Origin of the sequence: Bacteroides sp. 51 (assembly GCF_010500965.1) — a bacterium.
Taxonomy (GTDB): domain Bacteria; phylum Bacteroidota; class Bacteroidia; order Bacteroidales; family Bacteroidaceae; genus Bacteroides.
In genome coordinates, this window is the sequence record NZ_QVMI01000007.1 from 25,674 (window position 1) to 39,938 (window position 14,265).

10 protein-coding genes are annotated in these 14,265 nt (G+C 42.9%); all 10 read right to left on the minus strand.

What is annotated here, in order from left to right; all coding sequences use genetic code 11:
• The 10 genes from D0T87_RS07560 to D0T87_RS07605 all read right to left on the minus strand — a co-directional run bounded on the left by D0T87_RS07560 (nt 1) and on the right by D0T87_RS07605 (nt 14,045).
• Nucleotides 1-1,362 (minus strand): sigma-54 dependent transcriptional regulator, encoded by a 1,362-nt coding sequence (locus tag D0T87_RS07560; protein ID WP_163174405.1) that lies wholly within the window; start codon nt 1,360-1,362, stop codon nt 1-3.
• 224 nt (nt 1,363-1,586) lie between these two features.
• On the minus strand, nt 1,587-3,062 hold the full coding sequence (locus tag D0T87_RS07565) for a TolC family protein (protein ID WP_163174407.1): 1,476 nt from the start codon (nt 3,060-3,062) through the stop codon (nt 1,587-1,589).
• A 223-nt stretch (nt 3,063-3,285) separates the two neighbouring features.
• Nucleotides 3,286-5,895: an ATP-binding protein gene (locus D0T87_RS07570; RefSeq protein ID WP_163174410.1), complete on the minus strand. Its 2,610-nt coding sequence runs from the start codon at nt 5,893-5,895 to the stop codon at nt 3,286-3,288.
• A 388-nt stretch (nt 5,896-6,283) separates the two neighbouring features.
• Nucleotides 6,284-7,549 (minus strand): ABC transporter permease, encoded by a 1,266-nt coding sequence (locus tag D0T87_RS07575; protein WP_163174412.1) that lies wholly within the window; start codon nt 7,547-7,549, stop codon nt 6,284-6,286.
• Nucleotides 7,550-7,553: 4 nt separating this feature from the next.
• Entirely contained in the window at nt 7,554-8,831 is a 1,278-nt protein-coding gene (locus D0T87_RS07580) for an ABC transporter permease (RefSeq protein WP_163174414.1), read from the minus strand.
• A 17-nt stretch (nt 8,832-8,848) separates the two neighbouring features.
• The gene (locus tag D0T87_RS07585; RefSeq protein ID WP_163174416.1) at nt 8,849-9,520 is read right to left on the minus strand and encodes an ABC transporter ATP-binding protein; all 672 of its coding nucleotides are present in this window, start codon (nt 9,518-9,520) and stop codon (nt 8,849-8,851) included.
• Complete coding sequence (locus D0T87_RS07590; RefSeq protein WP_163174418.1) at nt 9,517-10,182, minus strand: ABC transporter ATP-binding protein; 666 nt, start codon at nt 10,180-10,182, stop codon at nt 9,517-9,519. The genes D0T87_RS07585 and D0T87_RS07590 overlap by 4 nt, the downstream gene beginning before the upstream one ends.
• A gap of 28 nt (nt 10,183-10,210) precedes the next feature.
• A complete protein-coding gene (locus D0T87_RS07595) occupies nt 10,211-11,491 on the minus strand; it encodes an ABC transporter permease (RefSeq protein ID WP_163174420.1) in 1,281 nt (426 codons plus the stop codon).
• 2 nt (nt 11,492-11,493) lie between these two features.
• Nucleotides 11,494-12,768, minus strand: a complete 1,275-nt coding sequence (locus D0T87_RS07600; protein WP_163174422.1) for an ABC transporter permease — start codon at nt 12,766-12,768, stop codon at nt 11,494-11,496.
• Nucleotides 12,769-12,797: 29 nt separating this feature from the next.
• Complete coding sequence (locus D0T87_RS07605) at nt 12,798-14,045, minus strand: efflux RND transporter periplasmic adaptor subunit (RefSeq protein ID WP_163174566.1); 1,248 nt, start codon at nt 14,043-14,045, stop codon at nt 12,798-12,800.
• Between the last annotated feature and the right edge of the window lie 220 nt (nt 14,046-14,265).

Sequence of the window (14,265 nt, forward strand, 5' to 3'; positions counted from 1 at the left end):
TTATTCGTTCACTCTGATGTTATATTTTTCCAACCGGCGATAGAGTGCTGCACGGCTGATTCCTAAAGCAGTGGCTACCTGACTCAAATTATTCTTATATCGTTCCAAAGCCTGCAAAATGGTCTGACATTCTATTTCATCCAGTGTCATGCCATTCAGGTTAGAGCTTCCTGCTGCTTTTACCGGTTCATCCCGGTATTGGTATTGGCTTTCAAAATCGGAAGCATCTAACCTGTCTTTACCACTAATCAATATGGTACGTTCAACCAGATTTTTCAACTCACGGATATTACCGGAATAAGGCAAACGGGTTAGGAAGCTCAAGGCATCTGACGAAAACTCCGTTTTAGGCAAACCATTCAATTCGGCTTGTTTATCTGCAAAATGGCGAGCCAGCAATGGTATATCTTCCCTACGTTCACGCAATGCCGGCAAATGAACGGTGATCAGATTTATACGATAAAAGAGATCTTCACGGAAAGTATGCCCGGCTACCATTTTACGTAAATCTGCATTGGTGGCACTTACTACACGAACGTCTGTTTTCCGGGGACGGCTATCGCCCAATACCTCAAACGTCTGATCTTGCAATACTCTTAATAATTTAACCTGGCATGAAGGGTCCAGATCTCCGATCTCGTCTAAGAATATAGTTCCTTTATTGGCCAGTTCGAAGCGACCGACACGGTCTGTACTTGCATCTGTAAACGCTCCTTTCTTGTGTCCGAACATCTCACTCTCAAACAAACTTTGTGAAATACCTCCAAGGTTTACTTTCACAAAAGGGTGTTTCGTGCGCTGACTATTGATGTGGATAGCCTCGGCAATCAATTCCTTACCGGTTCCGCTTTCTCCGGTTATCAATACCGAAGCATTTGTTTTGGCAATACGGGCTACGGTATTCAACACATCCATCAATCCTTGCGATTTGCCGATAATGTTTCCCCGGTTCAGGGTATCTGTTTGTTCTTGTGGGGTTTCTTTAGGGGCCGATGTTAATTCCAAAGCGGTTTCTATGCGTTGAAGCAGGGCCGCATTGTTCCAGGGTTTGGTTATAAAGTCGAACGCTCCTGCCTGCATGCCTTGCACAGCCAGCTGAATGCTGCCCCATGCAGTCATCAGGATGACCGGCACATCGGGGATAAAGATTTTAACTTGTTTCAGTAGTATTAACCCCTCCTCTCCTGTTGTGGAAAGCGTAAAGTTCATATCCATCAGAATCAGATCGGGAGCCGCAGAACGTACAACCTCCATGGCTTCTTTAGGAGAAGATACAGCCTGAGCCTCATAGCCAGCCCGTTTAAGCATAAAACTTAAGGATGAACGAATCGAAGAATCATCGTCTATAATCAGAATGTACATAAGTTGAAAGTTGAAAGTTGAAAATTGAAAGTTACCATACGGAATTAAAGTTTAAAGGTTGACAAGTATATCATCTAAATTTATTTATATTGTATAAACTATTTTTGCCATAGTACTTAGTTGAAAATAAACTATTACCCTGCGAATTTATAATTTATAATTTATATTCTTCTTATCAACATCATAATTTTCCATTCCGCATGGCAACTTTCAACTTTCAACTTTCAACTTTTAATCACTTCTTCAAAATCAACTTCCAATTCGGTATCATTTCTGAAATCCCAAAGTGTCAGGCTGCGTATCTGGTAGTAATAGTACCAAAAAGAGTACATCTCGGAAATAAATTTCTGACGGGCTTCATCTTTAGCGTTTTGTGAATCATTCAGGTCCAGGGTGCTGATCTTGCCTATCAGGAATGTTTCGACACTTGTTTTATAACGCTTCTGTGCAATCTGATCCGCCTCGTTAGCAATATCAAGCTGGGCAGCCTGGTTATTATAATTCTCAACTAATAAGAAGATGTTCTGATTGAAATTCATTTGCTCTTGCCGTATCTGCGAAAGAACAACATCACGATTACTCTGGGCAACTTTTACTTTACCTCTACGTTTTCCCCAATCGAGAATAGGGATTTTTACTCCTACCTGCACAATCTGATTATCGCGCAGATTCCGATAAGATTCCGATAATGTCTGGTCCTGACTTGAATATCCGATACTGGCAAACAGGTCTATACTACGTAAATTACCTTTTGCTGTGGCAACATTATAATCGGCCTCCAACTGGCGACGACGGATATTCTGAGCAAAAGAATTTCTTTCTTGTGCCTTGTTCAACACCTTATTATATTCAATAACGATATCGGGTACCAACTCGGGCATAACCGGTTCAAGGATCTCATCTTCGGAAAGTCCCAAAAAAGAACGAAGCTGAAACATTTTAGCATTCAGATCGCTTTCGGACTCGGTCACAGAAGCTTTGGCTTTCAGCGCAGTTAGTTTCAGTTGAAGGAGTTCATTCTCGGATATCTGGCCCATTTTCCGTTTAGCAATGGCTACTTCGTATAAGCGGTCGGCATTTTCCAGGTTTTGACGGTCTGTAGCCAGAGTCTCTTTGGAAAGTAGTAACTGAAAGAAATAAGTGATTGTTTTCATCGTTACTTCTTCTGTAGCAGTAATGAAAGTCGCTTTCGCTTCGGCATAACGAACGGGTTCTATGCGACGGTCCCACTTCAGGGTATTTACTCCAAATATGGGTTGGGTTAATTTAAGACCTATAGGGATGGACATAAATTGCTTATTTCCTCCGGAACCTAGTTGTTTCAAATATTCAAGAGAAGAAGATAGAGAAAGGCGACCACCGGTAAACCAGATGTTCTGATCGACGGAAAGTTCTCCGGATAATCCTAAGGTGTTGTTACGAACATACTTATAGGAGCCATCTTCCAACTGATAGCTGCTATATGATTTATTATAGTTGGGCAATGTCCCTGTCAGGTTCATTTCCGGTAATAGATCGGCCTTAAACGTGCGGTATTCCCAATAGGCTGTTTTGAGTTGGTTTAAAGCGACAGCGGCATCAACGGATTGTACCCTTGCCAAAGTGATGGCCTCAGAGAGTGTGATCTGATGTTCATTTTGGGCTTTCAACGCAACCGAAAGCAAGAGTGCTGCAATGCAAAGTGATATATTCTTTTTCATAAAACATGGTTTTCTGAAAAGGATATGTCAAATGGTATGCCAGAAAAGAAAAAGGTGTATCACAACTTCCTCCCCCTGCCCCCTCCAAAGGGGGATAGCTGCGCTACAAAGCGTTCTTGCTGGGTATCCCCCTCTGGAGGGGGCAGGGGGAGGAAGTTGTGATACACCCTCTTATTCATAAAAACAAGTGTTCATTTCCGAACACTTTGTTCACGTATGAACACTAATTATTCCGATCGGGTATTCTCACCGTAAAGCGGGTACCTTTACCTTTTTCCGACTCAACAGAAATGGTACCGTTCAAACGGCCAACAATGGTTTGAGTAATGCTAAGTCCTAGCCCTGCGCCTTGTGTAAAGCTATCGACTTTATAGAAGCGTTCGAATATACGGTCTTTGTCTTCCTGAGACAAGCCGATTCCTGTATCCTCTACAAAGAAAGAGGTAAAGCCGGGCTCTTCGGTATATCCGAAAGTGATGGAACCGGATGTGGTGAATTTCGCTGCATTATTTATCAGGTTATTCAGCACTTGTTTCAAACGAACCGAATCTGTGATCAGCGTCTTCTCACTTTCTTCAGGAATGGCTTTAACTAGTTGAACTCCCGACGGCATATTCAAGCGTTGCGAATCATATATTTCCTGCATGATAATAGGTAGGAAATAAGGAGAGAACTGGAAGTCCATCGTGCCCGATTCTACTCTGGACAGATCTAGAATATCACTGATCAGGGCTAACAACAACTCGCAGTTTTTGTTGATAGTAGCAATAAATTGCTCAATCTCTTCTTCGCTAAACATCTGGTAGTCTTTGAGCAAATCAGAGAACCCTACAATAGCATTTAACGGCGTACGTATTTCGTGGCTCATGTTAGCCAGGAATGCCGTTTTCAGTTTATCTGCCTGCAAAGCACGGTCACGGGCAGCAATCAGTTCTTCTTCAGTAGACTTATAGCGTTGTATACTCTGGCATACTCCAATCACTTCGAATGGCATTCCTTCTGTAAGACCTCCGATGGTTGTTATACGGAATTCCCACCACTCATAGGCGTGTGCAGCGTTGCGTTGACGGAATATGAGGCGTACGTTTTGCGCATGTCCGTCAATGACGGTAGAAAACAGCCGGTGAGTTTCTTTCAAGTCCTCAGGATGGATGTTTGCATCAATATCATTCCTTTTAACAATGCCATCCCTCAACCCCATCCGCGCATTATACTCGGCCGGGAAGCTAAATGAATCTTCTGTTCTATTATACTGCCAGGGATAGATCATACTTTCGACTATCGCCATGTTGTAGTAGCGTTTCTGGAGGGCCTCAACAGAGATATTACGGAAACTTAAGACCATACCGGTTTGCTTACCATTGGCACGCAACGGTACAATCTCTCCCGATACCGGAAAGTATTTTTTATTATGTATAGCCTGAAGGAAGGTATTCTCGGGTATGGGTACGCTTACCCCATCGGTTGCGACTTTCTTTAATAAGTCGGACAGTATACTCTCTCCGTTATGAATGAATATACACAGGCTTCCCGTAATTTGTCCTTCGTAAGGGCGTGATTCTACATTTTTAGGAACAGGCAGTTCAAGTGCTTGCAACATGGCCCGATTGACAAAATGGATTCTATAATCCATATCATAGGTTATCACAGCGTCTCGTATGGAATGGAACACATTGTCGAATTCATTGCGTTGAGCCACCATACGCTCTTGTATCAGCAATTTCGTCTGGGCATGCATCCGCCTACGGGATTCGCGACGGTTAACCGCCACCAATCTAACCACCAGCAATACAAGCAGACCTAAAATAACAGCATATAAAATGGCATACCAAACACCATATTTCTCCATATATGGCTCATTGATGATAACGCCGTTTTTAGGTATCCGTTCTTTTTTTACGCGGAAGAATTCCAACTGCTTATAGTCATAAGTCAACTGATTGGTGCTCTCCGAAATTTCTAATGATTCGGGTTTTGCCCCGCCCAGGATTTTCACCGCACGTTTTACCACCTCACGGGCTTCATCGGCAGGCGAAGGGGCTGCGACACAAAATCCTCCTTGCATTAAAGCCGAACCGTTTGTACTAAACGTGGGTGCTTTAGATACCTTGGCAATGGAAGGCATAAATAACCCCCAATAGGGTACAATGACAACGCTGTTTCGTATGTCTCTGGAAAGTTGGATTTCGCTTACAATATCGGTAAGCGGATCAAGTGTCACATTAAAATCTTTTATGGTATATCCGCTGTTTTCTGATAAGAAGTTTCTCCATTCCTCTTTAAACGCCTGTAATCCCCAACGGCCTAAGGTTGTTTCTTCCGACAAAACTACAACTTTTTTCCTGTCGGGAAAGACTTCTTTGATTGTGTTCAGGAGTTTATTATATGCAAGCGGAGTGGTGGTTCCGGTTGCATTAGGATAGGTTCGCAGTAATTTATAATTCGGGAATTGAACGCCTGTAAAAACAACAGGTACGGTAGTTGGTAACGGATCACCGCATGTTAGCAGTGTATAAAGTGCTTCGTCATGTGAGGTCACAATCAGGTCGGTTCCCCGTTCTCTTGCACGGGCGCACATCCGGCGCATGATTTCTTCTTCGCCAACCACCCGCCAATAGCGGCTATTTAAGTATTCAGTTGTGATGTTTACCGACAAGGATTGTTCTTCAAACCCTTTCCTTAATTCTTCGTTAAACTCTCTGGCCCATGTATCACGCTCTGTATAAGATTGTATAAACAGGATATTATAAGTCTGCTTCGCCGACAAAGCCGGAGAAAAAACCACTATAAATAAAACCAGTATTAGACTTGAATGTTTGAAATATGGTATCATCAATACTTCTGCAAAAATAAACTAGATGCAAAGATATATTTAAAATCCAGAAAAAAGGGCATATCGTCCTTTTTTTGTTTTCCAAATCTCTTATTTGCAACGTTTTATTCTTTATGTAAAGTTCCGGACGGTTCAAGGTTTACGGTTAGATGGAAATCTGCACAGAATAGTTTCTCGTTTCGCATAACATAATTATTTTTATTACACAACATTAGTTAGCCGGTTGCAACCAGCTCATTGGCTGGTTATAAGCAGCTCATTAGCCGGTTGCAACCAGCCAATGAGCTGGTTGCAACCGGCTAACTTAAATTGTGCATAAAAAGGAGATAAAAACAAGGTATCCGGAAGTTAATCCTTTCGTGTTTGTATATTGTAGTTAGCAACCGGATTATTCTTCATGCAAAGCCTCGGCCGGTTGAATCTTCATGGCTTGATAAGCCGGATACCAGATACCTACTACAATCATCAGAGTCATTAATAGCAACGTAATAAGAACACCCGGTATAAACCGTTCCATCCCCCACTCCATTTGCCAGGCATCTGACAGGCTAGCATTCCCGATGTTATAGCAAATAACAAGCGCCGGAATAACAGCCAACAAAAGCAACAATAAACCTTCGCTGATAAGAAGCCTGTTTAATTTGGGTAAAGAAGAGCCTAAAGCAATGCGCAGCCCCAATTCCGAACGACGCTGTTGCGTACGATACCAGAACGTTCCGATAATGCCCAGGAAGATGTTTACCAAAAGGAAAAGCATGATAAATCCACGTTTCTTCAACGCATTTACATCGTCCAGTTGAAAGGCGTAGCGAATATCATCATAAGACTGAATGCTTTGAATATAGCAGTTTCCCACATTATATAACCGGGGAGCATCTTTCATCAGGTCTTCCGTAAACTCGGGAGATGTTCCGGGGCGGGTACGGATACAAACTTCATAATAAGTAAAATCCGAACCTTTTAAACCGGCAAAAAAACTATCTCCAAAATACATCGCATAATAGCGTCCGCTCCAATTACCATTGGGCGAGAAGTCACTATAACGAACCGGTTCGGAGATGGCTGCTACACGGTATGTTTTGGTTGAGTCGCCCCACTGATAAAATTCCTGCCCCAGCAAGTTCTTACCTCCCGGATATTGATCCTCCCACAAGTCGGAAGGTACGATGATTGTGCCTTCTTCAAAAGCATTTGCCAGGGAAGTACTACCTGTACCATCTACGTTCTGGTATTGAAATACATTAAAGAAGTCGGGCGTACACCTCCGGAGTAACCGTCCGATAGACAGGGTGTCCTGGCGCAGGCTTCCTCCGCTGTTCGATCCATTATAAGGAGACGAATGCTGAGCCACACACACATATTCAATATCGGGGTGATGCCGCAAGCGTTCCACTACGGCCAGAAAATCATCACCATCTGTTGTTGTTTTCCGATCGGCAGGTATATAGCTGGCACTTTTAGGAGTAAGTTCATTAAACAACAACTGATATGTGTTCTCTATATTGAAGCCCTTCGGGAGGTTATAGGTATGAAGGTAAACGTAACTCCAATCCACAATAAACCAAAGAGCAACAAAAACAATCAGCAACTCGACCCATAGCCAAATGTTCGACTTCTTCTCGTTCCATATTTGTTTTAACATTAACTTTATCATAATTCTACGAGTTTAGAGCGGTTACAATATTCAATCGGGAAGCACGCCAGGCCGGTACGCCCGAGCTCAACAAATTCAGTATTAAACAGAACAAGAAGGTGCCGACAAAAATCATCGGGTCCATCAGCATAGCAGCAGATATAACATTACTTCCACCCAAAAAGCTGTTTGTTGAATTGGAGAACAACAGATCATTCAATACAAATACAGCACCATAAGAGAGTAATAGCCCCACAACACCACCGATCAGTGTAAGGATCATGCTTTCTGCCAGGATTTGTTTAAGAAGTTCTCCCCTGCTCGCCCCAAAAGAACGACGCACTCCTAACTCCGGGAAACGCTTACGCATACGGGATAAAGTCATTCCGGAAAGATTGATAGCCGGAACCAATAATAACAGTACGATCACAACCACATATTCTACTCTGACACGGGTAATGTCGGGTCCGGGATTCGCCCACTTACGATGATTGTACACAAACTGGTCATCGGGTTGTCCGCGATAATCAATAGTCTGTTCCGCATGCCGTTCATTAAACTGTATACGATACCGCTCGGCCTCTTCGCGTATAGCCGGAAAGTCATCTGAAGAACGAGCCAGCATAGCAACCCGCATCATTCCCATCGTGTTACTCCAGGTAATGCTAGCTATATTGGTTGTAGAAAATGGTATCCACACCTGGGCATAAGCAGTAGGAGCCAGTTTGGAAATATCTTTCACAACAGCCACAACGGTATAATCCGAGTGATTCAGGCTGATTGTACGCCCTATCGCCTCGATGGTTCCATAAAGTTTACGGGCCACACTCTCGGCAATTACAGCTTTGGTAATTCCGGATTCACAATCGGCAAGGTCATAGGGTTTTCCATTAATAAAAGGAAATTCAAATACTTTCCAAAACGCTTCATCGGTTTGCAATACATCGACTTTCATTGATTCTCCCTCGGGTGCAGAAGCCAGAAAGCTGGTATAGGGTGGAGAGTAAATGCAAACTGCCTCAGGAGTGGTTAATTCTTTGAAACACTCTTTGGCTGTTAAAAGCGACATGGGTCCATTGGTAGAATTTGTTGGGTCGTTATTCCAATATGTGCGCATCCACTTTACGTACAATGTGCGATGCCTGTTTACCTCCGGAGAATAATCTTCCAGTTCTATGCGCTGGGTAATTACCATCACCATAATCATAGCGATGGCCATAGCCGTACCTATGACAGAGATAAAGCTTAGCAACTTATTCTCTTTTAGTTGGCGTAGCGCTTGTTTTATATATTGTTTATACATGATTCTTAATTTCAATATTACACAACTAATTTACCATCAAGCAACCTGATTGTCCGGTAGGTTTGCCGGGCTTGCTTCTCATTATGAGTCACCATGACAATCGTTTGTCCATCTTCTTTGTTTAGTTTTTGAAGCAACTCTATAATTTCACCGCCTGCTACGGAATCCAGGTTACCTGTCGGCTCATCGGCAAGCAAAACTTTGGGTTCTCCAACCAATGCACGGGCTATGGCCACCCGCTGACATTGTCCGCCACTCAATTGAGAGGGAAAATGACGCATTCGTATCTTATGCCCTAATCCTACACGCTCTAATGCCTCTTCGGCCAACTGTCTTGATTTCGAGGAACTGATGCCTCTATATAATAAAGGTAATTCAACGTTTTCAATCACAGTCAGGGTTCGTATCAAGTGATAGGACTGAAATATAAAGCCCAGATTCCTGTTACGGAACTCTGCTTGCTCTTTGTTTTTCAACCCATCTATATCCACACCATTGATTGTAATGGTTCCCTGTGTCGGTGTGTCCAGCACTCCCATTATATTTAACAGGGTTGTTTTTCCACAGCCCGACGGTCCCATTATCGAAACAAATTCGCCCTTTTCAATCTTTAGATTCAGATCATTTAAAGCGACCGTTTCAATGGTAGTCGTGCGATATATTTTTGATACAGAGGCTAGCGTTATCATTTTACTTGTCTACCGTCAAAGAATCGAATTGTGCGACTTGTTTGTTTAGCTTGTTCTTCGTTGTGCGTTACCATGACGATGGTGCGTCCGTCTTCTTTGTTTAGTTGGTGTAGTAATTCCATGACCTCGGCTCCCATCTTGGAGTCCAGGTTACCGGTAGGTTCATCGGCAAGCAGTATCTGAGGATTACCCACAATGGCACGGGCAATGGCTACACGCTGGCACTGACCACCACTAAGTTGTGTCGGGAAGTGGCGCATACGATGGCTCAGACCTACGCGTTCCAGCATTTCCTGTGCCAAACGTTTACGTTCCGAACTGCTTGTGCCGCGATAAAGTAAAGGCAGTTCCACGTTATCCATTACATTCAGAGAGTTGATCAGGTGGAAAGACTGGAATACAAAGCCAAGTGTTTCGTTACGGAAAGCAGCCAATTGCCTGTCTTTCATATTACTAACATCAGTACCATTTATTTCAATCGCTCCTGTGGTTGGGTTATCCAATAAACCGATAATATTCAATAGTGTGGACTTACCACAACCTGAAGGTCCCATAATAGATAGGAATTCACCACGCTCTACATTCAGATTTACATTTTCAAGAGCCATTGTCTCAATTTCGCTGGTGCGATAAATCTTGGATACCGAATCAATTTTAATCATAGTTTATGCAATTTATTTATTAATACTTTTATTCATTTCTCAGTGCATCCGAAGGTAATGTTGCAGCCGCCTGCCTGGCAGGGATCAATGTACCGATCACTGCTATAAATAGCATCAGGGCATATACAATCAGACTTACAATCAAAAAGTGCGGAAGAAACCGGTTTTGGAGATAAGCGTCATTTTCAAACTGAGGGGGTTCGGCAAATCCGGTAAAATACACCCGTTGCAGAACAAAGAAAATGCCCAGTATCCAGGCGGCGGTTGTTATCAACCAGGATTCTGTCAGGAACTCTTTCATAATTTCTCTCCGCGTGCCACCTAATGCCATACGTAATCCGATTTCTCCCTTGCGCGAGTCACTGCGAAGCCAGAAGGTACCGGCAATGCCCAGGAAGGTGCAGATCAGGAAGAATGTAGCGAGGCTGATTTGCAGACGAAGTTTATTTGTTACTCCCTGCGAAAACTCGGAATGTCTGTAAATCGTATCAAAATCGGTTAGTTTCAACATATATAGATTACCAACGTTCAAGCGCGAAGCCATTTCTTGTTTGAACTGTTCTGCAAAAACCTCTTTCGACAGTCCGTCGCGAATACGGAAACAGATCTGGGCAGACCACGGAAAGTCTTCTACATCGAGTGTTTCCAATGGAATGAATTGTGTACGTATAGGCTGCCCGGTAGACCGGAATTTAAAATCAGGCATAATTCCTTTTACCTCATAATAAACAGTATCATCCGAATAGGCCGGAAAGATTTCTTTTCCTACCAAACTTTTCCCCGGGGTAAGTTTGTCTTCTACCCATTTCGTTACATATATTGTACGACCATCGGGGTTCCGGTGCCCGGGCATCGTGCCTGTATTTATATCGTGCATACGGAATACTTTAAAGAAATCTCCATCATGGTAAAAGCTCATGATCAAAGCACTGGTTTGGATAGAGTCATATTGTACGGTGGTACTACTTGTAGATTCACTTAACGGATATTGGTTGTCGGCGGTTATGACAGCCGATTCAACTCCATCGTAACTCCTGACCTGATTATACATATGAAGAAAATTAACCCTCCGTATAGAATCCGAGTTCAATTCCTCTCTGAATTTCCGGTGTGTGGAAGGGTATTGACCTATCGTCAACCGGAATACATTATCAATATTATATCCGGACGGAATGGCACGATTGCTCAACAGAACATATACCGGATCAATGACTCCCCACATAAAGAACGTAACAAGTACCAACTCCAGGAATATCCATGTATTTGCACGGCGTTTATTCCAGATTTGTTTTAATATATGTTTTATCATAATTACTTGTTATTACTTAGTGAGTAAACAATTCCTTTCTTTAGTCCGTAGTGAACAGGAATAATAGCCGACAACAAATTGAGTATGAAGCATACCGCCAGCGCAGTAAAGAATACGGCAGGATTGAACAGCATTCCGATCGTGATAGTCATATCGGTTCCTTCCGGCAATGTTCCCGGCCATCTGTCAAACAGGGTTAACACCCAGTTCTTACTTGTATATATAAGGATGTAGGATATAATTAATCCGACAGCTCCACCCAAAAATGTCAAGAGGAAATTCTCAGTAAGTATCTGGTGCATCAATTTCCGGTATGAGGCTCCAAAGGCTTTACGAAGCCCGACTTCGGCAAGCCTCTTCTCCATACGCGAGGAAACCATACCGCCTAAGTTTACGGCAGGAATAATAAGTAAAGCCAAAAGAATGGTTCCGAATGTTTTAATGACTTCGACCCAATTTATTTCCATATTATTATATTGACGGAAAACAGATTTCCAGTATACATCCGGCTGTCCGGACATGGTGAGTACATATTTATCCTGGCTATTATTTATTTTTCTCAGGATTTCATCTGCTTCAGCCTTTACGGAAGGAGCATCTGAAGCTGTTTTTGCTAAGAAAATAACCTTTAGCGCTCCCAGCATTCCTTCGCCCCATTTTGAAGGAACAAGGTTTTCGGCTCTAATCGTAAATGGCACCCATATTTGTGCATAAGTCAGCGGTGTGGCCAGCGATACGTCCCGAACAGCGCCCGATATTCTATAGTCATTCCCATCCAACATCATTCTTTTCCCTTCGGCTTCGGTGGTACCGAACAGTGTCTTAGCCAATGACGCCGAAATAACTGCCGTCTTTATAGCCGATTGGAAATCAGTGTCTGTATATGAGGTACCATGGATAAAATCAAAACTAAATACATTCCAGAAGTTATGATCTGTGTATCTCACCTTTACGGGAAGCATTCCTCTTTCATTGTCTAGTTCAACAAAAGGGTGATCATCCCAGACTTCCATGACGGCAGAAACAAGCTCGGGCGACTGCATGGTGTAAAGGTGCTCCTTAACAAACTCGTAAGAGAATAAGGAACTACTCATGCCATCGGTTTTGGGGTAATTGACCCTCAGACTATTAGCAATAAGCGTGCGGTTCCTGTTGTTCTCGGGGTATATCGGAGCGATTTTTATGTAATATACAATGGCTATGACCATGGTCATGGCTATCGCCAGGCCTGTCCCGACAATGTACACGGAACTATATAGTTTGTTTTGCTTGAGCATTTGCCAAGCTTGTTTGAAATAAACTTTGATCATTTTACCTTCAGTTTATTTTTATTCTTATGCGAAGACATATCGGATACCACCACCTTATCACCCGGTTTTAATCCACTTACAACTTCTACATATTCAAAGTTAGAGTCTCCCAGTTGTACTTTACGTTTCACCAGTTCCTTTTCGCTGTCCATCACAAAGAGTTCATACTCGCCCCGCCCCATGTAATAGGAAGCATTTGTCAGGCGCATCACATCTTCTTTCACGGCGTTCATCACGTAAACGTCGGTTTTCAGACCGGAACGCAAACGTCGGTTGCTATCATCATTTAATTGTACGGAGAAGGAGATTACACCATTCTTGGAAAGCGGCGTAACGCTGGAAACTACACCGTCCAGCTTTTCACTTCCGATCTTCACGATAGCCCGTCCACCGGCAGCCACGCGGTCGCCATAAGCATCGGCTATTTCAGCATCTACTTTGAAATGACTTAAATCGGAAATAATAGCAACTTGTGCTCCCTGTGCCACCTGTGCACCTACCTGATTGTTGACATAAGTAAGAATAGCTTTACGTGGCGAACGGATCTGTGCATCATCCAATGTGCGTTTCATTTCGGCCAGAGATTTACGGAATATCTGATAATCAAGTTCCTGTACTTTCAGGTCGGCAGCGAGCACTTGTTGTTCATTCGAATATTGCTGGCGCAGTTGTTCCAATTCCAGTTGGGCAACGTTGTATTTCAACTCTACTTCGCGCACTTTATCAGTCGTTCCGGCACCCAAACTATCGAGATACTGCTCATTGCGCAACTCTACCTTCATGCGATTCAACTTCATGGCAGATACTTTGATTTGCATGGCCATATCGCTCAGTTTAGTCTGGTTATTTACCCTTAACTGTTCAAGTTGATAGCGGCGTTTTTCTTCTTCGTCCAATAGCTTCTTGTATTCGGTTTCCGTACTCTGCAAGTCAAGCTTCAGGATAGGAGTGCCTACATCAACAGAGTCTCCCCCTTTCAGATAAACTTCTACGATACGGCTATTAATCGGCGAATTGATAATCTCCTCAAAAGCAGGAACTACCTTACCGGAAGCACTTACACTGACCTCAATTGTTCCCTGATCGACGGTCGAGATAATTAAATCTTTCTTCTGTACACCGGCACGCATAAATGATATCAAAAAACTGATAGCCACGATACATACTACGGCAATAGCCGAAAAACGAATAATCTTCTTGTTGCGTTCCTTATTACGAACTTCTTTTGGAATCTCTCTATCCATATCTGATTGATTTATGCGGCAAAATACCGCTGCCATTTTTTTCTGATTTTTGAGGTGCAGGCATAAAGCGAACAACTCATCTATAAATAGTCAAAGCGTGTGCCAAAATCATAAATCACTGATAAACAAATAGATATAAAAAACACAAGGTGTTCGTTTCCGAACACCTTGTGCGTTTTTGAAAGACTTTAAAGGTTGTAAATTTCAAACTATTGACAAG

What these genes read in the sequence shown, in the direction of transcription:
- D0T87_RS07560 (WP_163174405.1), bottom strand. Translation starts at nt 1,362, where the DNA reads ATGTACATTCTGATTATAGACGATGATTCTTCGATTCGTTCATCCTTA.
- D0T87_RS07565 (WP_163174407.1), bottom strand. Translation starts at nt 3,062, where the DNA reads ATGAAAAAGAATATATCACTTTGCATTGCAGCACTCTTGCTTTCGGTT.
- D0T87_RS07570 (WP_163174410.1), bottom strand. Translation starts at nt 5,895, where the DNA reads ATGATACCATATTTCAAACATTCAAGTCTAATACTGGTTTTATTTATA.
- D0T87_RS07575 (WP_163174412.1), bottom strand. Translation starts at nt 7,549, where the DNA reads ATGATAAAGTTAATGTTAAAACAAATATGGAACGAGAAGAAGTCGAAC.
- D0T87_RS07580 (WP_163174414.1), bottom strand. Translation starts at nt 8,831, where the DNA reads ATGTATAAACAATATATAAAACAAGCGCTACGCCAACTAAAAGAGAAT.
- D0T87_RS07585 (WP_163174416.1), bottom strand. Translation starts at nt 9,520, where the DNA reads ATGATAACGCTAGCCTCTGTATCAAAAATATATCGCACGACTACCATT.
- D0T87_RS07590 (WP_163174418.1), bottom strand. Translation starts at nt 10,182, where the DNA reads ATGATTAAAATTGATTCGGTATCCAAGATTTATCGCACCAGCGAAATT.
- D0T87_RS07595 (WP_163174420.1), bottom strand. Translation starts at nt 11,491, where the DNA reads ATGATAAAACATATATTAAAACAAATCTGGAATAAACGCCGTGCAAAT.
- D0T87_RS07600 (WP_163174422.1), bottom strand. Translation starts at nt 12,768, where the DNA reads ATGCTCAAGCAAAACAAACTATATAGTTCCGTGTACATTGTCGGGACA.
- D0T87_RS07605 (WP_163174566.1), bottom strand. Translation starts at nt 14,045, where the DNA reads ATGGATAGAGAGATTCCAAAAGAAGTTCGTAATAAGGAACGCAACAAG.